Below are 22,667 nucleotides of genomic sequence, written 5' to 3' on the forward strand. Positions count from 1 at the left end.
GCGGAGACCGTCGGTGCGCATATTGATCGTAGGAGCCGGGGCTACCGGTGGTTTTTTCGGGGCACTGCTGGCCAAGGCAGGCAGAGATGTGACGTTCCTGGTGCGTGCGCAGCGTGCCTCTCAGCTTCAGGAGAATGGCCTGCGTGTAGTGACCCCCTCCGGAACGATTGAAATCCGGCCTCAACTGGTCACGGTAGACCAGATCAAGGCACCTTACGACGTCATCGTCGTGGCCGTGAAGGCCTACATGCTGGCGTCTGCCTTGACGGACATGGCCGGTGCCGTAGGCCCATCCACCGTCATCCTGCCGCTGTTGAACGGGATGCGGCACATGGACCTGATCGCCGAGCGCTTCGGGGCTGACCGGCTGCTCGGGTGCCTTTGCAAAGTGGCGACCAGCCTGGATGAACAAGGGCAAATCGTTCAGCAGGGCACCTTCAGCAACATGGCCTACGGCGAGCTGGATGGGAGCAGTTCCGAGCGGCTACGCCAGGTTCATCAACTCTTCGACCAGGCCGGTTTTGAAGCCAGAACCTCCCCTGCCATCCTCCGGGAAATGTGGGAGAAATGGACCTTGCTGGCCGCGATGGGCAGCATCAACTGCCTGATGCGAGGCAGCATTGGCGAGGTCGTGGCGGCCCGAGGCGGACTTGAGTTCGCGACACGCATTATCGATGAGGTCGTCGCTATCGTTCGCGTCGTTGGAGAAGCGCCCAGCGAGGGATTCCTGGCTGAGGCCCGGCGCATCCTGACCTTGAAAGACTCCCCACAGACCTCCTCGATGTACCGGGACCTGGTCGCCGGCCGCACGATAGAAGCCGATCAGATCATCGGCGATTTGCTGGCCCGTGGGTCCGCCGCCGGTGTGGCGACGCCGACGTTGGCGCTGGTTTACGCAAACCTGGATGTTTACCAGCGGCGGCTCTGTTGATTTCAGTGCAACCTGGTTGGAATGCTCTTGAGCTCACGCAGAGGACGTACTGTTCTTTCTTGCAAGGCACCTACGCCAGCAGCCTTGGGTTCGTCTTTGGTGTTTGCATTGCATGACCAGCACGCTGTACGAACGCCACATCGACACCCTTCCCAGCACCACCAAGCAGCATCCCATCCCCAGCGGCTACTGGAAGATCATCTTCACCGCCAGCACGCCAACCGAGGAGACCTTTGCGGCCTTCATCATGGACCAGGACACCCCTCGTGCGGCCAGCTTCTGCAGCTACCAAGTCACCGTTGAGGAGATCGAGCAGCGGTCCGGGTTGAAGGTCTGGACGACATTGCCGGCGGCCGAGCAGGCGGCGCGCAAACCTGTTCGTGGACAGTTCGTGAAGGACATCGGCTGCTAATAACGGCATGGGGCTTGGTCATCTTCACCTTGGCCCTGCCTTGGCAACAACACGCTCTGCTTGAGCGTCGATCAGGCAACGATTCGCTGAGCGTTCGAGTTGACCCATCAATTAAACCTATGCCTTGCATATGCCAAAGCAAACCACTAAGTTATGCATAGGTTGAACATATGCAGGAGTCGTCAGACATGCGTACCGTTTCTATTTTCAAAAATGGCAAGAACCAGGCCGTTCGCCTACCCGCCGACATGGCCTACGAGGGCGTGGGTGAACTTGAAATTTCTCGTGAGGGTGACGTCATCACTCTGCGCCCTGTGCGGCCGTCCTGGTCGTCTTTTTCTGAAGTGGCCAAGGCTGATGCTGACTTTCTGCAAGAGCGCCCAGCTGTAATCGGGGATGAAGGCAGGTTCAATCTGTGACCACCTACATGCTCGATACCTGTATCTGCTCGTTCATCATGCGGGAACAGCCGGCGTCGGTCATACAGCGTCTGACGACCGAAGTTGAACGAGGCAATCGGATTGTCATTTCCGCCATTACGTATGCAGAAATGCGCTATGGGCAGATCGGCAAAAAGGCATCGGCCAAGCATAAGCAACTGGTCGACGAGTTTGTGAAACGCCTTGATGCGGTCTTGGCCTGGGATCAGAGCGCGGTGGATGCGACGATAGAGGTGAAACTCAAGCTTACCGAGTCAGGTACGCCCATCGGACCCAATGACACAGCCATCGCTGGGCATGCCATCGCTTCTGGCTGCACGCTGGTGACGAACAACGTGCGCGAATTCAGTCGTGTTGCTGGACTTGATTACGAAGATTGGGTAGAGACTTCGTAAGGCCCAAGGGGTGGTCAACTGCTCGACCCAATCTTCAAGCCCAAAACATAGGCATGGTAGCGATGTCAGTCTACCAACCGTTCTCAGTCAAACCCCAAGCGCCTCGCGAGGTTGAACAACGCCTTATCGAGACCCTTGTCAGCGATCATCCCGATCTGCACCTGATCAGCCACTTGAAGCGCAGTGATTGATAGACGCTTATTTCAAAAGGAATCTGTCCCAATGCTTCACTCCATCAGTGCCACTCGTCATCAGGCAAAATTTCTCGCAGTGCCTGCGCCTGGCTGATGGTCGATGGCATTGGCATCGAACAGTGGGCCGCCCAGCACCTGAATTACGAACTGGCGGCAATGCTTGGGCTGTCGCTAATTTGGTTACTGGAGGAAGAGGAGCAAGAGCTGGCCAAACGCCGCTTCGCTCCGGGTGAGGACGGCACCTCGACACTGGTACCCCTTCTCGTCTGCGCGGATGACATGGATTTCGACTGCACGGTGCTCATGGTTGAGCAGGTCGTCGCAAATGACGTCGTCACCTGGGCACGGTTTGGGCTGAGTGTTTCAGATGGGCTTGAAGTCGGAGCGCAAACACGGTGGATGGTGGACTGCCAGCCGGTGTCATTTGCCCTTTCGGATTTTCAGCAGGCGCTTGAGGACTTCGAAGTAATCCTCTCCAATCCAACCACCTGAGGGTTGGATGCGTCCAGTCCAGTGGGCACCGGCGGACGGGAACTGGGACCGGGAACTGCGGGAACTGGGACCGGGAAACTGGGACGGAAACTGGGACGGATTTATTTTCTAGGACTGAGAAAATAAATCCGTCCCAGTTCAGTTTCCCGTCCCAGTTCAGTTTCCGGTCCCAGTTTCCGGTGAGCTTTTCTATCCAATTGATTTCATCGAAGCTAGAAGCAGAAGTTCTTCCAACCGATCAGGCGTGGCTTCGGCTTTTTGGCGTGGAAGGTTCACGTCCAGCACGTCGACGAGCGCATTGAGCCACTCTCTGGATTTTTGAGAGACCTTGGCGTTTGTTGGCAAGTAGTTATCGACAACATCCCACTTCTGCACTGGCCAATCGACCAGTGCAGCGATCAGGCCGTCTCTCAGGTCCTGGAATTGTTGGTAGGTGTCATTGGGTGCTTGGCTAAGGGCTGCCTTCATTGGGTTGAGGCGCTGTGGCATGATCGATCCTTGACGAGTTCAAGGCTTAACGCTACTACGATCAAATGGAGTTTCGCCACAGGCATCATTCCATTCACGGAAGTTTTTCATCGTCCATTACCCCGCATCCTGTAATCCCGCAGACGGCGGAGAGCGGCTAATGGGTGTCAGCGTTTTCCATCAGCCTCGAAGGCCTGTCGATCAACTTCGAGCAGCACCTACAATGAGGCTGATGCTTAGGAACGCTTACTGAAACGGGTTCTCACGCCCGATCGCTGATTGGGCAGCGATGGACGAACTAATTAACCAGTTTCGGCAGGCGCAAGGCGAAAGGATTTTCCAGGAAACTTCAGGCATTGAAAAGCGAATTGTCCTGGAAGCAGCTTTTACAAACACAAAGAAAAAGCCCCGTAGACGCTAATCTACGGGGCTTTTGATATAGTGGAGGCCGAGGTCGGAATCGAACCGGCGTAGATGGATTTGCAATCCACTGCATAACCATTTTGCTACTCGGCCTCAGGGTCGAATCGAGCGCCCTTGCAAGCGGTGCCTGCCGCAACTCCTTGATTCTTCAGCGATCGCTACGTTGCCGTCCGTGCTGATGGCGCGCATTATGTCCTAGTTGAATGACACTGGCAACCCCCTGAATTCTAAATATTTTTTATTTTTCTGGATCAGCCCTCACCCTGCTCCCGAGCCGCCAATTGCACCAGCCGCGCGGCCAGGGCCTTGGCCTGGATCGCCACGTCGGTCACTGCCGTGCTCTCCCACCACATGCCACGCAACGGCGGGCCCATGGCGAACAGCCGTGTCGAAACATCGCCTTCGCCATCCACCACCGCACCACCAGCATCCGCCGCAATCCCCAGGGCCAATGGCCCGGGCCGAATCAACCCGCGCGCCAGCAGTTGCTGCGGCAACGGACGATCCACCCGGCGCCAGTCGTATTCGATACCGGTGGAGTTGATCAGGCCTACACCGCTGACGGTCACGGTCTGTGACTCGCCCCGTGGCCGGATGCTGATGCTCACCTGCCCATCCCGCACGTCGCCCAGCCCCTTGAGCGAAGCCGCCTCGATGGTCAACCGCCCTTCCCTGTGCAGGCGCTCCACCAGTTCGGCGCTCAGCGGCGGCGAGCGGTGGTGATGGCTTTCCCACCAGGGCCGCACATGACGCACGAACTGCCGGCGCTGAACGTCGGTGGCCTGGCTCCATAACCGGCCGATATGGGCACGCACCGTGTCCAGGGGCGCCTGCCAGTCGATACCGGCCTCAATGGCCTCGATACACTGCCGGCGCACTTCGCGCAGCAGTTGCAACGGGCTGCGAAGGCTGTGGTCAGCCGCCAGGAAGTCGACCCAGGTCGGCGGCTGGCGGCGAACATGGGGCAGCAGGCCGTGGCGGGAGAAGACGCGGATCGGCCCGCGATGGCCAGCCTGTTCCAGGGAGACCACGGCATCGACCATGGTCAGGCCGGAGCCGATGATCAGGACCGTGCCTTGAGGGTCGAGGCGCGACAGGGTGGCGACGTCCCAGGGGTCGACGGCGGCGGCGTTGAGGCCGCTGGATTGTTTCTGGCGGGTGCGCGAGGCCGGGAACATGCCGGTCGCCAATACCGCATGGGCGCCGTGCAACGGCTGACCATCGGCCAGTATCAGGCGCACTCCGTCGCTGTCGCTGTGCAGGTCGACCACTTCACCGTGCACATGCTCGGCGGTCGAGCCCCAGGCCGCGCCCTGCTCCCGCGCCTCGGCCAGGCGTTGCTGCACGTAGAGGCCGAAGAGGCCCCGGGGCATGAACAGTTCGCTGACCGGCACGTGCTGCTGGTCCGACTCCGGCCAGCCGCCCTGGGCAATGTAGGCCGTGAGCCACTGGGTGAGGTCGTCGGGGTTGTCCGGGTCGACGCTCATGCGCGCCGCGTTGCCGTTCAAGGTGTGGCCCAGTTCCGTGGCGCTGTAGGCTTCGCCGCGGCCGAGTTCGGCCCGCGGTTCGACGATCAGCACCCGCCGCCGCCCCGGCAGGCGCAGCAACTGCACCGCCAGCATGGTTCCGCTCAAGCCACCGCCGACGATCAGTACGTCAGCCTGCTCCGCTGCCGGCGGGATGGCGTGTGTCGCCTGTCCGCTCAGGACTTCACTCATTCTTCGCTCTCTTGTCAGTGCCTGCCCAGGTAGAAATCCTGCAGGTCGCTCCGGGCCAGCAATTCGTCCGACGTTCCGCTGAGCACCACCCGGCCAGTGTCGAGCACATGGCCGCGAGTGGCGTATTTCAACGCTACGTTAATGTTTTGTTCGGCAATCAGGAAGCTCACCTGTTGCTCGCGGTTGAGCTGGGCGACGATCTCGTAGATCTCTTCCACGATAATAGGCGCCAGGCCCATGGATGGCTCGTCGAGCAAGACTAAAGTCGGCCGGGTCATCAGCGCCCGACCGATGGCGACCATCTGCTGCTCGCCACCGGAGGTCAGCCCGGCCTGGGTCTTGCGCTTGGTTTTCAAACGCGGGAACCAGGCATACAGCCGTTCCAGGTCGTCCTGCAGCTCACGGCGGCTGAGGCCGCGAACGAAACCGCCGCTGCGCAGGTTGTCTTCCACCGTCAGTTGGCCGAACACGTGGCGCCCCTCCAGCACATGCACTAGGCCGTCGCGCACGCGCTGGTTGGGCTCCACCGCCAGGCTGTCCCGGCCCTGGAAGTGGATGCCGCCGCGGGTCACCTGCGCACGCTCGGCGCGTACCAGCCCGGAGATGGCCTTGAGGGTGGTGCTCTTGCCGGCGCCATTGGCACCGAGCAAGGCCACGATGCCGCCCCGCGGCACGCTCAGGGACACACCGGACACCGCGAGGATGCTGCGGTCGTAGATCACCTCGATGTCCTCGACCTGCAGCAGTGGCGCCAAGCCCGTTTCAATCGCCGCTTGGCCCATGGCTCACTCGCCTGCCGCGCAGGTGCGCGGGGTCAGGTTCTTTTCCTTGGCGAAGGCCGCCGACTTTTCGTCGATCAATGGCCGCAGCAGGGCGCGGTCGGCGGCGATCCAGTCGCTGACCAGGCTCCAGTGCGCGCCATCCCATTGCTGCACCCGCGCCGAGCCGCCGCCTTCGTGGTCGCTGCAGGACAGCTTGAGGTTCTGCATCAGGCCGTAGAAGCCCATGGCCTTGAGCCGGGCATCGTCGATATCCAGGTGTTCCAGGCCCCAACGGCCCTCCTCCCCGTGCAGTGGCCGCTTGCCGAACTTGCCCTGGCCGGTGCGGATGGCCTCCACGGCGATGGCGGCGTTCACCAGGCCGGAGTTGTAGTACACGCTGCCAAAGTTGCTCAGGTCCTTGAGGTCGCTCTTGCCCTTGTCGAGGATGTATTGCTTGAGGCGCTTGTGGATCTCGAAGTCAGTCCCCGCCGGGTACGGCGTCAGTGCCAGGTAGCCCTTGGCCGCGGCGCCGGCCGGCAGCACGTCCTCGCTGGAGCTGGCCCAGATGTCGCCGATGATATGGTCGACCGGGAAGCCGAAGCGCGCGGCGGTCTTGACCGCCACCGGGGTCGATACGCCCCAGGTGCGCAGGAACACCCAGTCCGGGTTGAGCTGGCGCACCTGGCGCCATTGCGCCGATTGCTCGTTGCCGGGATCGGCCACCGGGATCTGGATGTTCTCGAAGCCGTACTTCTCTGCCAGCAACTTCAGCGGGCCGAGGGTTTCACGGCCGTAGGCCGAGTCGTGGTAGACGGTGGCGATCTTCTTGCCCTTGAGCTTGTCGAAGCCACCTTCGCGCTGGGCGATGTAGTTCACCAGGGTCGAGGCTTCGCTGTAGAAGGTCAGCATCACCGGGAAGTTGTAGGGGAACACCTTGCCGTCGGTGGCTTCGGTGCGCCCGTAGCCGAGTGTGATCAGCGGGATCCTGTCGACTTCCGCGCGCTCGCTCAAGGCATAGGCCGCCGGCGCGCCATTCGGCTGGTAGACCGCCACCGGCGCGCCATCCAGGCCGTTCTTGAAGCGCTCGTAGCACTCGATGCCCTTCTCGGCGGTCCACTCGGTCTCGCACTCCTGCCACACCAGCTTGACGCCGTTGATGCCGCCCTCGACCTCGTTGATGTAGTTGAGGTAGTCGATCATCCCCGCCCACACCTGCACGCCGCTGGAGGCGTAGGCGCCGACCCGGTAGGTGGCCAAGGGGAAGAACTGCTGGTCCGGCGAGGCCTGGGCCAGGGGTGCCGCCGCACCGAGGATGCTCAGGGCCAGGGCGGTGGCGGTCAGTGAACGCTTGAACAATGCACGCATGGTCGAATCGGTCTCCAGGGATGTAGGGTCGGGAAGTCAGAAGCGCAACGGCCAGTGGCGCAGCCGGTCGCGGGTATTGCCCAGCAGGCGGATCAGCCCCTCCGGTTCCTTGACCAGGAACAGGATGATCAGCACGCCGAAGATGATTTTCTGCAGGTTCTGCAATTGCCCGGCATCCACCGCACCGCCCAGCAGGGCCTGGCCGAGGTGGCTGAGCAGGATCGGCAGCAGGCTGATGAAAGCCGCGCCGATGAAGTTGCCGGCGATACTGCCCATGCCGCCGATAATGATGATGAACAGGATCTGGAACGAACGATTGATGTCGAAACTGCCGGCGCTGGCCGTCCCGAGGTAGGCGAAGGCCCACAACGCGCCGGCGATGCCGAGGTAGAACGAGCTGACGGCGAACGCCAGGCGCTTGTAGCGTGCCACCGGGATGCCGATCACGGCGGCGGCGGTGTCCATGTCGCGGATCGCCATCCAGTTGCGCCCGGTCTGGCTGTTCACCAGGTTGCGCGCGGTCCAGGTCAGCAGCAGTACCGTGACCAGAGTCAGCAGGTAGCGCCCCAGCGGCGTGTTCAGGTCCTGGCCGAACAGGCTCAGGCTCGGCGCGGAGATGGTCCCGGAGGAGCCGTAGTTGTAGAACCAGGGAAACTTGACGAACAGCCACTCCAGGAAGAACTGCGCCGCCAGGGTGGTGACCATCAGGTAAAAGCCCTTGATCCGCGAGCTGGGCAGGCCGAACAGCAGCCCCACCAGCGCACTGATCACCCCGCCACCGAGCAACGCGACAGGCAGGCCCAGCTCCGGCAGGCGCAGCAGGAACCCGTAGGTGGCGAAGGCCCCGACCGCCATGAAGCCCGCCGCGCCCACCGAGGTTTGCCCGGTGTAGCCGGTCAGCAGGTTGAGACCCAGGCCGGCCAGGGACAGCACCAGGAACGGAATCAGGATCGCGCTGAGCCAATAGTCGTTGCCCACCAGCGGCACTACGCCGAAGGCCAGCAGCAACAGGCCGATCAGGCTCCACGGCAGGCGCCGTTCAACCAGCACCCAGGGTGCCGTTTCAGTGATCACGGGAACAGACATGTTTCAGACTCGCTCGATGGCCCGCTCGCCGAACAGGCCGGCCGGGCGGATGTAAAGGAAGACCAGCGCCAGGACATAGGCGAACCAGGGGGTGATGCCACCGCCGATCAGCGGGCCGATATAGACCTCGGCGAGATTCTCGGCGGCGCCGACGATCAGCCCGCCGACGATGGCCCCGCCGATCGAGGTGAAGCCGCCGATGATCAGCACCGGCAGCGCCTTGAGCACCACCAGCGACAGCGAGAACTGCACGCCCTGGCGCGCGCCCCAGAGCAGCCCCGCCACCAGGCCGACCACCCCGGCCACCGCCCAGACGATCTGCCAGATGCGATTGAGGTGAATGCCGATGGACAGCGCCGCCTGGGTGTCGTCGGCCACCGCCCGCAGCGACACGCCGATGCGGGTCTTGTTGAACAGCAGCGCGAGCACCACCACCAGCACCAGCGCGGTGGCCGCGGCGATCAGGTCGAACTGGCTGAGCATCACCCCGTGGACGAACAGCGGCACGTCGTCGATGCCCAGGTCCAGCGCCCGCACCTGCGAGCCCATCAGCCCCTGGGCCAGGCCCTCGACAATGAACGACAGGCCGAGGGTGGCCATGAACAGGGTGATCTGCGAACGGTTGACCAGCGGCCGCAACACCAGGCGTTCGATCAGCAGCGCACCGATCACCATCACCGCCACCGTCAGCAGCAGCGCCAGGGCAAAGGGCACGCCACGCTCGTGCAGGCTGACGAAGGTCAGCGCGGCGAACAGCAGCATCGAGCCCTGGGCGAAGTTGAATACCCCGCTGGCCTTGTAGATCAGCACGAAGCCGATGGCGACCAGCGAATACAGGGTGCCGGCGAGCAGGCCGCCGAGCAGGGTTTCCAGGAAGAAGGCCATCAGTGCACCGCTCCCAGGTAGGCGGCGATCACCTCCGGGTTGGCCTGCACTTCGGCCGGCGTACCGTCGCCGACCTTGCGCCCGTAGTCGAGCACCACCACGTGATCGGACAGGCCCATCACCACCCCCATGTCATGTTCGATCAGCACCACGGTGGTACCGAGGTCGCGATTGACCCCGGCGATGAACCGGGCCATTTCCTGTTTTTCCTCGGCGTTCATCCCGGCCATGGGCTCGTCCAGCAGCAACAGGGTCGGCCCGGCGATCAGCGCCCGGCCCAGCTCGACGCGCTTTTGCAAGCCATAGGACAGATTGCCCACCGGCACCTCGCGCAGGGCCTGCAGTTCAAGCAACTGCAGGATCTGCTGGGCCTGGCGCCGAAACGCCTCGGCCTCGCGCCGCGCCCGCGGCAGGCCCAGGGCCTGTTCGAGGAAGTGGCTGCGCTGGTAGCGCGACAGGCCGGTGAGCAGGTTGTCGATCACACTCATCTTCTTGAAGAGCGCATTGTTCTGGAACGTGCGACCGATACCGCGGCGCGCGGCGTCCAGCGGATCGATACGACGAAAGCGCTGGCGTTCGAAGACGATCTCACCGCTGTCGAAGCGGTAGACGCCGTTCAACAGGTTGAGCAGCGAACTCTTGCCCGCGCCGTTGGGCCCGATCAACGCGCAGATCTCGCCGCGGCGGACGTCGAACGACAGTTGGTTGATGGCTTTCACACCCTTGAACGACAGGGATATGTCCCGCACCTGCAAAATCGGCTCGGCCACACTCATGCGCTTTTCCGTCCCGGGGCCTGGAGCCGCCATTGGTTGAAGGTTGCCGGCAGCTTCGCGGGGTGGCTCGGCTGCCAGATGTATTGCAGGCGCTGGAACCCCAGCAGGCGCCTTACGCGCTGCTTGAGCAGGCGCGCGACGAAGCGTTCGGGATGGGCCAGCGACCATTCGCACAGCCGGCGGCGCCAGGTGCCCTGGGGCGCCAGACGCTGTTCGATCTCGTCGGCCAGGCCTTGCAGGCGCTCGGGGGAAAGCAGCAACCCGGACGGGGCCACTTCGCGACGATCACGGCTGGCACTGTCGCGGCTTTCGGCGAAGGCCAGGCTGTGGCCGCTGTTCAGCCATTGCTCGAGCACCACCGCCAGGCCGCCCTGCCAGCCGCTGTCCTCCTCGCTCCAGAGTTGTGGCTGGGCGGCCGGTGCGCGCCAGAGCACGATCGGTCGCGGTTCCGGGCTATCGCCGCAGAGGCCGGCGAAGTCCAGCACGGTTTGCCGTGGCAAGCCTGGCAGGCGACCCGGCAACTGGTTGGCGATCAGCACCCGGGGAGCGCTGTCCGCATCGCCGGCGGCGATCCAGTCGAGCAGTTGCTGGCGGCTGTCGACGAAGCCGTGGCTCGGGTGCAGGCGCCAGAATGCCCGGCCGAGGACTTCGACACTCAGGTCCGGGGCCAGGCTGAAGACCCGGCCGCCAATGGAATGGGCCGCCAGGGCCAACAGCAGCAGATTGGGTTCAAGGGCGCCGCTGAGGGCCAGCCGCGAATCGGCCGTGAAACCCTGCTGGCGCAGGCCGTCGGCCAGGCGCTCGACCTCACGCAGGGTGTCGATCCAGCGCCAGCTGTGCCACTGGCCGTGGCGCTTGTGGCGCAGGGCGCTATGCAGCGGGCTGACCTGGGCCCAGTGCCGCAGTTGTTCGAGGGCGGCGGGGAAGATCGAGACCGTTTCCGGTTGCGGTGACAGGGTCGCGGGCGGACGCTTGAGTTCGTGCACGCTCATGGGCTCACCTCTTGCTGTGGTTTGGCGTGCGGTGGTCCGCTGGCGGCAATGGGGTATGTCTGTAAAGTTGTGGGTGTTGTTTTCGGGGCTATTGGCGGGCAACCCCGCGAAGGCGTCCTCAAGGCCACCGCCCGCCCCTCAGGCCGAGCGCACCGGCTTCTGCTGCAACGCCGCCAGGTCCCGGTACCCGGCTCCCGGATGGATATCCGCCAGCTTCGGTCCCGCCCCGAACAGCTTCTCGCGCAAGGTCCCCGGCGCGTACTCCTTCTTGTACACGCCGCGCTTCTGCAGCTCCGGCACCAGCCACTCGACCGCATCGACAAAAGTCTCGTGGGTCAGCGCATACGCCAGGTTGAAGCCGTCGACGTCGGTCTCCTCGACCCACTCCTGCAGCAGGTCGGCCACCGTCTGCGGCCCACCGACGAACAGCGGTCCGAAGCCGCCGATCCCCACCCAGTCGGCCAGTTCGTGGGGCGTCCACACCCGGTTCGGGTCCGCCGTGGAGAAGGTCTCCACGGCCGACTGGATCGCATTGGTGTGTACATGCCGCAGCGGCTCGTCCGGCTTGAACTGGCTGAAGTCGATCCCGGTCCAGCCGGAAATCAGCGCCAGCGCGCCTTCGTAGCTGACGTAGGACTTGTATTCCTCGAACTTGGCCCTGGCCTTGGCGTCGGTCTCGTCGACGATCACCGTCTGCAGGTTGAAGATCAGGATGCTCTTCGGATCGCGCCCCGCCTCGGCGGCACGTCGGCGGATGTCGGCCACCACCTTCTTGAGCAGCACCTTGGACGGTGCGGCGACGAACACGCATTCGGCGTGCTCGGCGGCGAACTGCTTGCCGCGGCTCGACGCGCCGGCCTGGTACAGCACCGGCGTGCGCTGTGGCGACGGCTCGCACAGATGAATACCGGGCACCTGGAAGTGTTTGCCGAAGTGCTGGATCTCGTGGATCTTGCGCGGATCGCTGAACAGCTTGCGCTCGCGATCACGCAGCACCGCGCCGTCTTCCCAACTGCCTTCCCAGAGCTTGTAGCAGACCTCCAGGTACTCCTCGGCGTAGTCGTAGCGCGCATCGTGTTCGGTCTGGGCGCGCTGGCCGAGGTTCTTCGCCCCGCTCTCCAGGTACGAGGTGACGATGTTCCAGCCGGCCCGGCCCTTGGTCAGGTGATCGAGGGTCGACAGCCGCCGGGCGAACGGATACGGGTGCTCGAAGGACAGCGAAGCGGTCAGGCCGAACCCCAGGTGCTCGGTCACCAGCGCCATCGGCGGGATCAGTTGCAGCGGATCGTTGACCGGCACCTGCGCCGCCTGGCGGATCGCTGCATCACCGTTGCCGTTGTAGACGTCGTAGATGCCGAGCACGTCGGCGATGAACAGGCCGTCGAACTTGCCACGCTCGAGAATCTTCGCCAGGTCGGTCCAGTACTCCAGGTCCTTGTACTGCCAGGAACGATCCCGTGGGTGGGCCCACAGACCGGGGGACTGGTGGCCCACGCAGTTCATGTCGAAGGCATTGAGGCGAATTTCACGGGACATCGACAGCACTCCTGGAACGGTCGGGCAGCACGCCATTGAGGCGGAAGTTGCCAATCAGCTTGTATTTCAGGTGCAGGGGGTCCTGCAGCGGGTCATGGCTGGGTGACACTACGGCACGCTGACCGGTCAGCGCCCACTCGGTGTTACCCACCTGTTGCAGGGCCTCGGCGCTGGCGATCGCCGCTTCGGTGGCGGCAATGAGCTTTTCCGCCTCGTCCTGGGGGCCGTCGGCGAAACGCTGGGCACGCTCGATCAGGGCGGTGGCGACCTCGATACGGATCTGCAGGTCACCGAACTGGCTGATCACCTGCGGATCGCGTGCCTGGCTGGCGTGGCCGCGCACGGCGGCAAGCGTCCGTTCAAGGCCGCTGCGGGCAGCCTGCAGGTCAGCGCCGGCATGGTTGAGCGCGGCATCACGGGGAATGGCTTGATTCAATGCGTTCATCGCGGACTCCTAGTTCCAGGCATGCCGGGCCGGCTTGACGCCGTTGAGCAGGTAGTTGCCGATCAGGTGGTATTTCCAGCGCGCCGGGTCATGCAGCGTGTGGGTGCGGGCGTTGCGCCAGTGGCGGTCGAGGTTGTGCTTGCCCAGCACCGAGCGGGTGCCGGCCAGTTCGAACAGCTTGCTGGCGGCGAGCAATGAGGTTTCGGCGGAGAGCACCTTGGCCTGGGCCACCACCACCGAGGCCTCGGCGACGCTGTCCTCGCTGGGCTGCGCCAGAGCGTGGTCGATGGCCCGACCGGCCTTTTCCAGGATCGCCTCGGTGCCGTGCACCCGCCATTCCAGGTCGCCGATGGCCGCGAGGCTGAACGGGTCCTGCCAGCCGTGTTCCTGCTGGCTGTCGATCCACGGGCGAGCCTGGCGGGCGTGGCGTTTGGTTTCCTCAAGGGCGCCCAGGGCGATACCGGTATCGACCGCGGCCTGGATGATCTGCGAGATCGGGCCGTTGGCGGTGGGCTGGTCGAAGGCCAGATGAGCGGGAATGACACTGCTGCGCGGCACGCGGACATCGACGAACAGGGCGTTGCCGCTGGCGGTGGTGCGCTGGCCGAAACCGTCCCAGTTGTCGACGATGGTCAGGCCCGGGGCATGACGCTCGACGAAGGCGATCTGCGCGTTGCCCGCCTCGTCGAGGCCGACCACCGGGACGATATGGGCGAACAGGGCGCCGGTGCAGTAGAACTTCTCGCCATTGATCACCGCACTGTCGCTGTCGAAGCGGATGCGGGTGTCGAAGGTGCCGGCGTTCCTGCTCTTGGCTTCGGAGAAGGCGTTGCCGAAACGGTAGCCTTCCAGCACCTTGGCGAAGTAGTGGCGTTTCTGCTCTTCGCTGGCGGTCTGCAGCAGGATGTCGAGCACGCCGAGGTGGTTCTGCGGGATCTGCCCCAGGGACGGGTCGGCCGCCGAGATGATCTTGATCACCTCGGCCACCGTCACATAGGACACCCCGGCACCGCCGTAGGCCTTGGGCACGGTGATGGCCCACAGGCCGGTGGCGGAGAACTCATCGAGCTCGGCGCCCGGCAGGCGGCGTTCGCGGTCGCGTGCGCTGGCCTCGACGGCAAAACGTGCGGCCAGTTGCCTGGCGGCGGCGATCGCCTCTTCATCCGAGCGGATGACATGGGCGACAGTGGTGGGTTTGGCGGCAGCTGTCATAGACCGACTCCAGAGTCCTGTTGAGTGCGAAAGAACGCATGCAGAGGACATAGCAGGAGTCGTGCCTGAATATAAATTTCTTAAATTTCAGATAGTTATGATAAAAACCTAGAAATGGACGCAACTGAAAAACAGCCAAACTGTCCAGTTACTGTTGCTCTGGCAACACTCGGAGGGACATCAGTCGAAGCCTAGGCTATATACGAATCGCCCGCCCAGGCCATTCACCTTACAGCACCACATTGCGCACGAAGCGCACCGCGACCTCGCCATCATTGCGATACCCATGGGGCTGGTTGCTCGGGAACATGAAGAACTCTCCCGTCGCCACCGAGCGCTGTTCTTCCCCCAGCCAGACGGTCAGGCATCCTTCGAAGACATACAGCTGTTCACTCCAGCCATCGTTGTCCGGCTCGGAGTGATAAACCTCCCCCGGTTCCAGGCGCCATTCCCACAGCTCGACCTCGCGGTTGGCCATCGCCTTGGCCAGCAGCACCGCCTTGCTCCCCGGGATCGAACCGGCCCAGGCCAGTTCGTTGATGCGGCTCGGGTCACGGGCATCCGGAGCCTGGATCAGGTCGCTGAAAGCTACGTCAAGTGCTTCGGCCACGCGGTCGAGGGTGGTCAGGCTGACGTTCTTTTCCCCTGCCTCGATGGCCACCAGCATCCGCCGGCTGACCCCGGATTTTTCCGAAAGCGCCGCCTGGCTCAACTGTGCCGCATGGCGCAGACGCCGGACATTGAGGCTGACGTGTTGCAGAACCGAAGCGCGTTGCGAAGTTTCTTTGTGCACTATATTGCTCACATGCTAGGTTTGCGCAGTATACTGCCCATCTTTCGGCGCATTGTGCGTCTCACTCCAGGAAGCGCGCAAGGCCATGGTATCGGTCAAATCCGGCAGTTTAGTCCCTTCGGTGCTGCGGTTCAGCAAAGCCGAGTGCGTGTTGATCCTGATCACCATGATCTGGGGCGGCACCTTCCTGCTGGTGCAGCACGCCATGGCCGTCAGCGGACCGATGTTCTTCGTCGGGCTGCGGTTTGCCGCCGCGGCCATTATCGTCGCGCTGTTCTCGGCCCGCTGCCTGCGGGGCATGACGGCGTTCGAGGTGAAGGCCGGGGTCTTCATCGGTACGGCGATCATGCTCGGCTACGGCTTGCAAACCGTGGGCCTGCAAACCATTCCCAGCAGCCAGTCGGCGTTCATCACCGCCCTGTACGTGCCTTTCGTGCCGCTGTTGCAGTGGCTGGTGCTGGGCAAGCGGCCGGGCCTGATGCCCAGCATCGGCATCATGCTGGCCTTTACCGGGCTGATGCTGTTGTCCGGACCGAACGGCGCCGAGCTGAATTTCAGTTCGGGGGAAGTCGCCACCATCCTCAGCGCCATTGCGATTGCCGCCGAGATCATTCTGATCGGCAACTATGCCGGCAAGGTCGATGTACGCCGCGTCACCGTGGTGCAACTGGGCACCGCCTCGGTGCTGGCCTTGCTGATGATCGCACCGACCCGGGAAGCGTTGCCGACGTTTTCCTGGACGCTGCTGCTCAGCGCCGTCGGCCTGGGCTCCGCCAGTGCGGCGATCCAGGTGGCGATGAACTGGGCGCAAAAGAGCGTATCGCCGACCCGGGCCACGCTGATCTACGCCGGCGAGCCGGTCTGGGCCGGGATCGCCGGGCGGCTGGCGGGTGAGCGGTTGCCGGGGTTGGCGTTGCTCGGGGCGGGGCTGATCGTGGCGGCAGTGATCGTCAGTGAGTTGAAGACCAGGGGCAAGGGTGCCGAGGCGGTTGAGGAAGGTGTCGAAGCGCAGGGGCTGGATTCGAATAATCCCTGATGGAGATTAATTAGAGATCGCGTGATCGTTCTTCGCGGGCAAGCCACGCTCCTACACTGCTACTCTTCGGGCAGGTATATCAGGCATTTGCCACTCTCCTTGTAGGATTCTGCGACAGCTTCCGGGTTGGTGATCCCGGACGGGCCACGTATGATCCTTCGCAAACTCCTGCAGATTAGAAGCCTATGTCACTGATAGTTCTACTGCTTCTGCCTTTTTTAGGCAGCTGTCTGGCAGCCGTGCTGCCCCATAATGCGCGCAACAGCGAATCGATCCTGGCCGGTGTGGTTGCCCTGGTCGGAACGGTTCAGATGGCCCTGTTCTACCCGCAGATCGCCCACGGCGGCGTGATCCACCAGACCGTCAGCTGGCTGCCCAGCCTCGGCCTGGACCTGGTGCTGCGCCTGGATGGTTTCGCCTGGCTGTTTTCCATGCTGGTGCTGGGCATCGGTACGCTGGTGTCGCTCTACGCGCGCTACTACATGTCGCCGGACGATCCGGTGCCACGCTTCTTCGCCTTTTTCCTGGCGTTCATGGGAGCGATGCTCGGCCTGGTGCTGTCCGGCAACCTGATCCAGATCGTGTTCTTCTGGGAACTGACCAGCCTGTTCTCGTTCCTGCTGATCGGCTACTGGCACCACCGCTCCGATGCCCGGCGCGGCGCCTACATGGCGCTGACCGTCACCGGCGCCGGCGGCCTGTGCCTGCTGGCGGGGGTGCTGATCCTCGGCCATGTGGTCGGCAGCTACGAGCTGGATGCGGTGCTGGCGGCCGGTGACAAAATCCGCGCCCATGCCCTCTACCCCGTGTTGCTGCCACTGATCCTGATCGGCGCGCTGAGCAAGAGCGCACAGTTCCCCTTCCACTTCTGGCTGCCGCGGGCGATGGCCGCGCCCACCCCGGTTTCGGCCTACCTGCACTCGGCGACCATGGTCAAGGCCGGGGTGTTCCTGCTGGCGCGGCTGTGGCCGGCGCTGTCGGGCAGCGAGGAATGGTTCTGGATCGTCGGCGGTGCCGGTGCCGCAACGCTGGTGCTCGGCGCCTACTGCGCCATGTTCCAGAACGACCTCAAGGGCCTGCTGGCCTACTCGACCATCAGCCACCTGGGCCTGATCACCCTGCTGCTGGGCCTGAACAGCCCGCTGGCCGCCGTGGCCGCGGTGTTCCATATTCTCAACCACGCCACCTTCAAGGCCTCGCTGTTCATGGCCGCCGGCATCATCGACCATGAAAGCGGCACCCGCGACATCCGCAAGCTCAGCGGGCTGGTCAAGCTGATCCCGTTCACCGCCACCCTGGCGATGGTCGCCAGTGCCGCAATGGCCGGGGTGCCGCTGCTCAACGGTTTCCTGTCCAAGGAAATGTTCTTCGCCGAGACGGTGTTCATCAACTCCACGGCGTGGGTCGAAGCGGCGTTGCCGATCATCGCGACCATCGCCGGCACCTTCAGCGTCGCCTATTCGCTGCGCTTCACCGTCGACGTGTTCTTCGGCCCACCGGCCACCGACCTGCCCCACACTCCCCATGAGCCGCCACGCTGGATGCGCGCACCGGTCGAGCTGCTGGTGTTCACCTGTCTGCTGGTGGGGATCTTCCCGGCCCAGGTGGTCGGCGCGATCCTCGCCGCCGCCGCCCTGCCGGTGGTCGGTGGCAGCCTGCCGGAGTACAGCCTGGCGATCTGGCACGGCCTGAATGCACCGATGGTCATGAGCCTGATCGCCATGTCCGCCGGCGTGCTGCTCTATCTGCTGCTGCGCAACCAGCTCAAGCGCGGACGCTTCGCCCGTCCGCCGCTGATCGGCCGCCTGGACGGCAAGCGCCTGTTCGAATCGGTACTGGTACTGAAGATGCGCCTGGCGCGGCGCCTGACCCGCCTGCTCGGCACCCAGCGCCTGCAGCCGCAGTTGTTCCTGCTGGTGCTGGCAGCGCTGGTGGCCGGGCTGATCCCGATGCTGCACAGCAGCCTGAGCTGGGGCGACCGGCCGAAGATCCCCGGCTCGATCGTCTTCGTCACCCTCTGGCTGCTGGCCATTGCCTGCGCCCTGGGCGCCGCCTGGCAGGCCAAGTACCACCGGTTGGCGGCACTGACCATGGTCAGTGTCTGCGGCCTGATGACCTGCATCACCTTCGTCTGGTTTTCCGCACCGGACCTGGCCCTGACCCAACTGGTGGTCGAAGTGGTCACCACGGTGCTGATCCTGCTCGGCCTGCGCTGGCTGCCACGGCGAATCGAAGAGGTTTCGCCGCTGCCCAACAGCCTGCGCAAGGCGCGTATTCGCCGCCTGCGCGACCTGCTGCTGTCGGTGCTGGTCGGTGGCGGCATGGCGCTGCTGTCCTACGCCATGCTCACCCGCCAGACGCCGAACGACATTTCCTCGTTCTACCTCAGCCGGGCCCTGCCCGAAGGCGGCGGCAGCAACGTGGTCAATGTGATGCTGGTGGACTTCCGCGGCTTCGACACCCTCGGGGAAATCACCGTGCTGGTGGCTACCGCGCTGGCGATCTTCGCCCTGCTCCGTCGTTTCCGCCCGCCGCGCGAGAGCCTCGAGCTGCCCAACCAGCAACGCCTGCTGGCCAGCGATGTGGTCACCGACCTGGTCAACCCGCGCAGCGCCAGCGACACCGCGCTGGGCTTCATGATGGTGCCGGCGGTGCTGGTGCGCCTGCTGCTGCCGATTGCCTTCGTAGTCTCGATGTACCTGTTCATGCGCGGCCACAACCAGCCCGGCGGCGGCTTCGTCGCCGGCCTGGTGATGTCGGTGGCGTTCATCCTGCAATACATGGTCGCCGGCACCCAGTGGGTCGAGGCACAGATGAGCCTGCGGCCGTTGCGCTGGATGGGCTTCGGGCTGCTCTGCGCGACGCTCACCGGGCTGGGGGCGATGGCCTTCGGGTATCCGTTCCTGACCACCCACACCGCCCACCTGCACCTGCCGCTGCTGGGCGATATCCATGTCGCCAGTGCGCTGTTCTTCGACATCGGCGTGTACGCGGTGGTGGTCGGCTCGACCCTGCTGATCCTCACGGCGCTGGCGCACCAGTCGGTTCGTGCGCACCGACCCGGTCAGTTGACCGCATCACCCGGCAAGCCTGCACTCAAGGGAGGAATCGCCTGATGGAAGAAGTCATTGCCATTGCCATCGGGGTACTCGCCGCCTCCGGCGTCTGGCTGATCCTGCGGCCCCGGACCTTCCAGGTGGTGATGGGCCTGTGCCTGTTGTCCTACGGGGTCAACCTGTTCATCTTCAGCATGGGCAGCCTGTTCATCGGCAAGGAGCCGATCATCAAGGACGGCGTGCCCCAGGACCTGCTGCACTACACCGATCCGCTGCCCCAGGCGCTGGTGCTGACGGCGATCGTCATCAGCTTCGCCATGACCGCGCTGTTCCTGGTGGTCCTGCTGGCATCCCGGGGCCTGACCGGCACCGACCATGTGGACGGTCGGGAGCCCAAGGAATGAGTTTGCTACCGCACCTGATCGTCGCCCCTATCCTGCTGCCGCTGCTGACCGCCGCGCTGATGCTGATGCTCGGCGAGAAGCACCGCCCGCTCAAGGCCCGCCTCAACCTATGCTCGAGCCTGCTGGGGCTGGGTATTTCCGTGTGGCTGCTGATCTGGAGCCAGCAATCGGTGGAGCCCGCCTCCATCGGCGTGTACCTGCCGGGCAACTGGCAGGCGCCGTTCGGCATCGTGCTGGTGGTCGACCGCCTTTCGGCGCTGATGCTGGTGCTCACCGGCATCGTCGGCGTGTGTGCCCTGCTGTTCGCCATGGCCCGCTGGGACCGTGCCGGCAGCAGCTTCCATGCCCTGTTCCAGATCCAGCTGATGGGTCTGTACGGCGCCTTCCTGACGGCAGACCTGTTCAACCTGTTCGTGTTCTTCGAAGTGCTGCTGGCGGCCTCCTATGGCCTGATCCTGCACGGCTCCGGGCGGGCGCGGGTGTCCTCGGGCCTGCACTATATCGCGATCAACCTGCTAGCTTCGTCGCTGTTCCTGATTGGCGCGGCGTTGATCTATGGCGTGACCGGGACCCTGAACATGGCCGACCTGGCGGTGAAGATCCCGCTGGTGCCGGAGGCCGACCGTGGCCTGCTGCACGCCGGTGCGGCGATCCTCGCCGTGGCGTTCCTGGCCAAGGCCGGCATGTGGCCGCTGAACTTCTGGCTGGTGCCGGCCTACTCCTCGGCCAGCGCGCCGGTGGCGGCGATATTCGCGATCATGACCAAGGTTGGCGTGTATACCCTGTTGCGCCTGTGGACCCTGCTGTTCTCCGGCCAGGCCGGCGCCTCGGCGTATTTCGGCGGCGACTGGCTGATCTACGGCGGCATGGCGACCATCGGCGTTGCCGCCATTGCCATCGTGGCGGCCCAGCGCCTGGAACGCATGGCCAGCCTGAGCATCCTGGTATCAGCGGGCATCCTGCTCTCGGCGGTCGGCTTCGCCCAGCCGAACCTGACGGCGGGCGCGCTGTTCTACCTGGTCAGCTCGACCCTGGCGATGTGCGCCCTGTTCCTGCTGAGCGAGTTGATCGAACGTTCGCGCTCGGCCAACGAGCTGCCGCTGGACGAAGACATCGACCCGCTGCCCCGGCCGCTGGAATCGCTGCACCCACGCCCCGGCACCAACCTGGACGACGAACAGAAAGCCGTGGTGGGCCAGGTGATCCCCTGGACCATGGCCTTCCTCGGCCTGAGCTTCATCGCCTGCGCCCTGCTGATCATCGGCATGCCGCCACTGTCGGGCTTCATCGCCAAGCTGAGCCTGCTCAGTGCCCTGCTCAACCCCCTGGGGCTCGGCCAGGACGCGCCGATCTCGCCTGCGGCCTGGGCCCTGGTGCTACTGCTGGTGGTGTCCGGGCTGGCCTCGCTGATCGCCTTCGCCCGCATGGGCGTGCAGCGCTTCTGGAGCCCGGCGGACCGCCCGTCGCCGACCTTGCGCCGCTTCGAGTGCCTGTCCATCGTCGTCCTGCTCGGCCTGTGCATCCTGTTGACCGTCAAGGCCGAGCCGCTGCTGCGCTACACCCAGGCCACCGCCGCCAGCCTCGCCAACCCCGGGCACTATATCGGTACAGTGCTGGCGACCCGCGCGTTGCCGAGCCCGGCAGTCAAGGCCGTCGCGCAGGAGGTGCAGCCATGAAACGCCTGTTCCCCGCGCCCTGGCTCTCCCTGGCGCTGTGGCTGCTGTGGCTGGTGCTGAACCTTTCGGTCAGTCCCGGCCAGCTGTTGCTGGGTGCAGCCCTGGGCTTCCTGGCGCCGCTGATGATGGCGCCCCTGCGGCCGCTGCCGATCCGCATCCGCCGCCCCTGGGTGATCCTGCGTCTGTTCCTGCTGGTGGGCCGAGATGTGATCGTATCCAACCTGGCCGTCGGTTGGGGCGTGCTCAACGCCGGTCGGCGACCGCCGCGCTCGGCGTTCATCAAGGTGCCGCTGGACCTGCGCGACGCCAACGGCTTGGCCGCGCTGTCGATGATCTGCACGGTGATTCCCGGCACGGTCTGGTCGGAACTGGCGCTGGACCGCAGCATCCTGCTGCTGCACGTGTTCGACCTGGATGAGGAAGCGCTGTTTATCCGGCACTTCAAGGACACCTACGAGCGCCCCCTGATGGAGATCTTCGAATGAGCGCCCTGCTCGCCAACGCGATCCTGTTCAGTCTGTTCCTCTTCAGCGTGGCCCTGGTCCTGACCGTGGTGCGGCTGTTCAAGGGCCCCTCGGCACAGGACCGGGTCCTGGCGCTGGACTACCTGTACATCATCGCCATGCTGATGATGCTGGTGCTGGGCATCCGCTATGCCAGCGACACCTACTTCGAGGCGGCGCTGCTGATCGCTCTGTTCGGCTTCGTCGGCTCCTTTGCCCTGGCCAAATTCCTCCTGCGTGGCGAGGTGATCGAATGAATGAACTGTCGTTGTGGATCGAGATTCCGGTGGCGGTATTGCTGGTGCTGGCCAGCCTGTTCGCCCTGTGCGGCGCCATCGGCCTGTTGCGCATGAAGGACTTTTTCCAGCGCATGCACCCGCCGGCATTGGCCTCGACCATCGGCGCCTGGTGCGTGGCGCTGGCCTCGATCCTGTACTTTTCCGCGCTCAAGTCGGAACCGGTGATGCATGCCTGGCTGATCCCGATCCTGCTGTCGATCACCGTACCGGTCACCACCTTGCTGCTGGCCCGCACCGGGCTGTTCCGCAAGCGCATGGCCGGTGATGACGTGCCGGGAGAAGTCAGCAGCGGGCGCCCCGAGGGCGGCAGCTGAGATGCCGCTACCGGCGCCCTTTCTCCCCAGGCACTGCACCGTCCTTCGGGAGCTG

Annotated in this window: 23 protein-coding genes, 1 tRNA gene and 1 pseudogene; 12 read left to right on the plus strand and 13 right to left on the minus strand. The window is 64.3% G+C overall.

Features of this window, described 5'->3' with window-relative positions; genetic code table 11:
- The first annotated feature begins 13 nt into the window (after positions 1-13).
- The 5 genes from ACMGT0_RS17705 (at position 14) to ACMGT0_RS17725 (ending at position 2,864) form a co-directional block, all read left to right on the plus strand.
- The gene (locus ACMGT0_RS17705; protein ID WP_416769083.1) at positions 14-931 is read left to right on the plus strand and encodes a ketopantoate reductase family protein; all 918 of its coding nucleotides are present in this window, start codon (positions 14-16) and stop codon (positions 929-931) included.
- A gap of 112 nt (positions 932-1,043) precedes the next feature.
- Positions 1,044-1,343 (plus strand): DNA/RNA non-specific endonuclease, encoded by a 300-nt coding sequence (locus ACMGT0_RS17710; RefSeq protein ID WP_416769085.1) that lies wholly within the window; start codon positions 1,044-1,046, stop codon positions 1,341-1,343.
- 188 nt (positions 1,344-1,531) lie between these two features.
- Positions 1,532-1,762, plus strand: a complete 231-nt coding sequence (vapB, locus tag ACMGT0_RS17715) for a type II toxin-antitoxin system VapB family antitoxin (RefSeq protein ID WP_054059308.1) — start codon at positions 1,532-1,534, stop codon at positions 1,760-1,762.
- Positions 1,759-2,178, plus strand: coding sequence for a type II toxin-antitoxin system VapC family toxin (locus ACMGT0_RS17720; RefSeq protein ID WP_273822994.1), 420 nt, complete (start codon positions 1,759-1,761; stop codon positions 2,176-2,178). The genes vapB and ACMGT0_RS17720 overlap by 4 nt, the downstream gene beginning before the upstream one ends.
- Positions 2,179-2,465: 287 nt before the next feature.
- Positions 2,466-2,864: a hypothetical protein gene (locus tag ACMGT0_RS17725; RefSeq protein WP_416769087.1), complete on the plus strand. Its 399-nt coding sequence runs from the start codon at positions 2,466-2,468 to the stop codon at positions 2,862-2,864.
- 189 nt (positions 2,865-3,053) lie between these two features.
- Here ACMGT0_RS17725 and ACMGT0_RS17730 read toward each other — a convergent pair whose 3' ends face one another.
- The 13 genes from ACMGT0_RS17730 to ACMGT0_RS17790 all read right to left on the minus strand — a co-directional run bounded on the left by ACMGT0_RS17730 (position 3,054) and on the right by ACMGT0_RS17790 (position 15,324).
- The gene (locus tag ACMGT0_RS17730; protein WP_054059306.1) at positions 3,054-3,353 is read right to left on the minus strand and encodes a hypothetical protein; all 300 of its coding nucleotides are present in this window, start codon (positions 3,351-3,353) and stop codon (positions 3,054-3,056) included.
- 421 nt (positions 3,354-3,774) lie between these two features.
- Positions 3,775-3,848 (minus strand) — tRNA-Cys (locus ACMGT0_RS17735).
- 158 nt (positions 3,849-4,006) lie between these two features.
- The gene (locus ACMGT0_RS17740) at positions 4,007-5,473 is read right to left on the minus strand and encodes an FAD/NAD(P)-binding protein (RefSeq protein ID WP_416769090.1); all 1,467 of its coding nucleotides are present in this window, start codon (positions 5,471-5,473) and stop codon (positions 4,007-4,009) included.
- 14 nt (positions 5,474-5,487) lie between these two features.
- Positions 5,488-6,255 carry an ABC transporter ATP-binding protein gene (locus ACMGT0_RS17745; protein ID WP_054059304.1) on the minus strand — a complete coding sequence of 256 codons (768 nt, stop codon included), beginning with the start codon at positions 6,253-6,255 and terminating at the stop codon, positions 5,488-5,490.
- Positions 6,256-6,258: 3 nt separating this feature from the next.
- Entirely contained in the window at positions 6,259-7,599 is a 1,341-nt protein-coding gene (locus tag ACMGT0_RS17750; RefSeq protein ID WP_054059303.1) for an ABC transporter substrate-binding protein, read from the minus strand.
- Between the two features lie 36 nt (positions 7,600-7,635).
- A complete protein-coding gene (locus ACMGT0_RS17755) occupies positions 7,636-8,685 on the minus strand; it encodes a branched-chain amino acid ABC transporter permease (RefSeq protein WP_054059302.1) in 1,050 nt (349 codons plus the stop codon).
- Positions 8,686-8,688: 3 nt separating this feature from the next.
- Positions 8,689-9,570: a branched-chain amino acid ABC transporter permease gene (locus tag ACMGT0_RS17760; RefSeq protein WP_054059301.1), complete on the minus strand. Its 882-nt coding sequence runs from the start codon at positions 9,568-9,570 to the stop codon at positions 8,689-8,691.
- On the minus strand, positions 9,570-10,346 hold the full coding sequence (locus ACMGT0_RS17765) for an ABC transporter ATP-binding protein (protein ID WP_054064316.1): 777 nt from the start codon (positions 10,344-10,346) through the stop codon (positions 9,570-9,572). Before ACMGT0_RS17765 ends, ACMGT0_RS17760 begins: the two co-directional genes overlap by 1 nt.
- Complete coding sequence (locus tag ACMGT0_RS17770; protein WP_416769094.1) at positions 10,343-11,338, minus strand: acyl-CoA synthetase; 996 nt, start codon at positions 11,336-11,338, stop codon at positions 10,343-10,345. The genes ACMGT0_RS17765 and ACMGT0_RS17770 overlap by 4 nt, the downstream gene beginning before the upstream one ends.
- Positions 11,339-11,476: 138 nt before the next feature.
- Positions 11,477-12,874: an LLM class flavin-dependent oxidoreductase gene (locus ACMGT0_RS17775; protein WP_054057056.1), complete on the minus strand. Its 1,398-nt coding sequence runs from the start codon at positions 12,872-12,874 to the stop codon at positions 11,477-11,479.
- A complete protein-coding gene (locus ACMGT0_RS17780) occupies positions 12,864-13,319 on the minus strand; it encodes a hypothetical protein (RefSeq protein ID WP_054057057.1) in 456 nt (151 codons plus the stop codon). The genes ACMGT0_RS17775 and ACMGT0_RS17780 overlap by 11 nt, the downstream gene beginning before the upstream one ends.
- Before the next feature lie 9 nt (positions 13,320-13,328).
- Entirely contained in the window at positions 13,329-14,531 is a 1,203-nt protein-coding gene (locus ACMGT0_RS17785; RefSeq protein WP_416769096.1) for an SfnB family sulfur acquisition oxidoreductase, read from the minus strand.
- A 229-nt stretch (positions 14,532-14,760) separates the two neighbouring features.
- Positions 14,761-15,324 (minus strand): helix-turn-helix domain-containing protein, encoded by a 564-nt coding sequence (locus ACMGT0_RS17790; RefSeq protein ID WP_416769098.1) that lies wholly within the window; start codon positions 15,322-15,324, stop codon positions 14,761-14,763.
- Between the two features lie 12 nt (positions 15,325-15,336).
- Here ACMGT0_RS17790 and ACMGT0_RS17795 point away from each other — a divergent pair.
- The 7 genes and pseudogenes from ACMGT0_RS17795 (at position 15,337) to ACMGT0_RS17825 (ending at position 22,612) form a co-directional block, all read left to right on the plus strand.
- Positions 15,337-16,360 (plus strand): annotated as a pseudogene (locus ACMGT0_RS17795) (DMT family transporter).
- Between the two features lie 185 nt (positions 16,361-16,545).
- Positions 16,546-19,476 carry a monovalent cation/H+ antiporter subunit A gene (locus tag ACMGT0_RS17800; RefSeq protein ID WP_054057061.1) on the plus strand — a complete coding sequence of 977 codons (2,931 nt, stop codon included), beginning with the start codon at positions 16,546-16,548 and terminating at the stop codon, positions 19,474-19,476.
- Positions 19,476-19,820 (plus strand): Na+/H+ antiporter subunit C, encoded by a 345-nt coding sequence (locus ACMGT0_RS17805; RefSeq protein WP_007986256.1) that lies wholly within the window; start codon positions 19,476-19,478, stop codon positions 19,818-19,820. The genes ACMGT0_RS17800 and ACMGT0_RS17805 overlap by 1 nt, the downstream gene beginning before the upstream one ends.
- Positions 19,817-21,496 (plus strand): monovalent cation/H+ antiporter subunit D, encoded by a 1,680-nt coding sequence (locus ACMGT0_RS17810; RefSeq protein WP_416769102.1) that lies wholly within the window; start codon positions 19,817-19,819, stop codon positions 21,494-21,496. Before ACMGT0_RS17805 ends, ACMGT0_RS17810 begins: the two co-directional genes overlap by 4 nt.
- Positions 21,493-21,981: a Na+/H+ antiporter subunit E gene (locus ACMGT0_RS17815; protein WP_054064322.1), complete on the plus strand. Its 489-nt coding sequence runs from the start codon at positions 21,493-21,495 to the stop codon at positions 21,979-21,981. Before ACMGT0_RS17810 ends, ACMGT0_RS17815 begins: the two co-directional genes overlap by 4 nt.
- Positions 21,978-22,256 (plus strand): K+/H+ antiporter subunit F, encoded by a 279-nt coding sequence (locus ACMGT0_RS17820; protein WP_054057064.1) that lies wholly within the window; start codon positions 21,978-21,980, stop codon positions 22,254-22,256. The genes ACMGT0_RS17815 and ACMGT0_RS17820 overlap by 4 nt, the downstream gene beginning before the upstream one ends.
- Positions 22,253-22,612, plus strand: a complete 360-nt coding sequence (locus ACMGT0_RS17825; RefSeq protein WP_054057065.1) for a Na+/H+ antiporter subunit G — start codon at positions 22,253-22,255, stop codon at positions 22,610-22,612. The genes ACMGT0_RS17820 and ACMGT0_RS17825 overlap by 4 nt, the downstream gene beginning before the upstream one ends.
- Positions 22,613-22,667 lie beyond the last annotated feature (55 nt).

The organism is Pseudomonas sp. RHF3.3-3 (assembly GCF_048069595.1).
GTDB lineage: Bacteria > Pseudomonadota > Gammaproteobacteria > Pseudomonadales > Pseudomonadaceae > Aquipseudomonas > Aquipseudomonas fuscovaginae_B.

Coding starts and splice junctions, on each gene's coding strand:
- ACMGT0_RS17740 (WP_416769090.1), bottom strand. CDS start 5,473: ATGAGTGAAGTCCTGAGCGGACAGGCGACACACGCCATCCCGCCGGCA.
- ACMGT0_RS17780 (WP_054057057.1), bottom strand. CDS start 13,319: ATGAACGCATTGAATCAAGCCATTCCCCGTGATGCCGCGCTCAACCAT.
- ACMGT0_RS17805 (WP_007986256.1), top strand. CDS start 19,476: ATGGAAGAAGTCATTGCCATTGCCATCGGGGTACTCGCCGCCTCCGGC.
- ACMGT0_RS17745 (WP_054059304.1), bottom strand. CDS start 6,255: ATGGGCCAAGCGGCGATTGAAACGGGCTTGGCGCCACTGCTGCAGGTC.
- vapB (WP_054059308.1), top strand. CDS start 1,532: ATGCGTACCGTTTCTATTTTCAAAAATGGCAAGAACCAGGCCGTTCGC.
- ACMGT0_RS17775 (WP_054057056.1), bottom strand. CDS start 12,874: ATGTCCCGTGAAATTCGCCTCAATGCCTTCGACATGAACTGCGTGGGC.
- ACMGT0_RS17785 (WP_416769096.1), bottom strand. CDS start 14,531: ATGACAGCTGCCGCCAAACCCACCACTGTCGCCCATGTCATCCGCTCG.
- ACMGT0_RS17765 (WP_054064316.1), bottom strand. CDS start 10,346: ATGAGTGTGGCCGAGCCGATTTTGCAGGTGCGGGACATATCCCTGTCG.
- ACMGT0_RS17810 (WP_416769102.1), top strand. CDS start 19,817: ATGAGTTTGCTACCGCACCTGATCGTCGCCCCTATCCTGCTGCCGCTG.
- ACMGT0_RS17725 (WP_416769087.1), top strand. CDS start 2,466: ATGGTCGATGGCATTGGCATCGAACAGTGGGCCGCCCAGCACCTGAAT.
- ACMGT0_RS17710 (WP_416769085.1), top strand. CDS start 1,044: ATGACCAGCACGCTGTACGAACGCCACATCGACACCCTTCCCAGCACC.
- ACMGT0_RS17730 (WP_054059306.1), bottom strand. CDS start 3,353: ATGCCACAGCGCCTCAACCCAATGAAGGCAGCCCTTAGCCAAGCACCC.
- ACMGT0_RS17760 (WP_054059301.1), bottom strand. CDS start 9,570: ATGGCCTTCTTCCTGGAAACCCTGCTCGGCGGCCTGCTCGCCGGCACC.
- ACMGT0_RS17750 (WP_054059303.1), bottom strand. CDS start 7,599: ATGCGTGCATTGTTCAAGCGTTCACTGACCGCCACCGCCCTGGCCCTG.
- ACMGT0_RS17770 (WP_416769094.1), bottom strand. CDS start 11,338: ATGAGCGTGCACGAACTCAAGCGTCCGCCCGCGACCCTGTCACCGCAA.
- ACMGT0_RS17820 (WP_054057064.1), top strand. CDS start 21,978: ATGAGCGCCCTGCTCGCCAACGCGATCCTGTTCAGTCTGTTCCTCTTC.
- ACMGT0_RS17815 (WP_054064322.1), top strand. CDS start 21,493: ATGAAACGCCTGTTCCCCGCGCCCTGGCTCTCCCTGGCGCTGTGGCTG.
- ACMGT0_RS17800 (WP_054057061.1), top strand. CDS start 16,546: ATGTCACTGATAGTTCTACTGCTTCTGCCTTTTTTAGGCAGCTGTCTG.
- ACMGT0_RS17755 (WP_054059302.1), bottom strand. CDS start 8,685: ATGTCTGTTCCCGTGATCACTGAAACGGCACCCTGGGTGCTGGTTGAA.
- ACMGT0_RS17825 (WP_054057065.1), top strand. CDS start 22,253: ATGAATGAACTGTCGTTGTGGATCGAGATTCCGGTGGCGGTATTGCTG.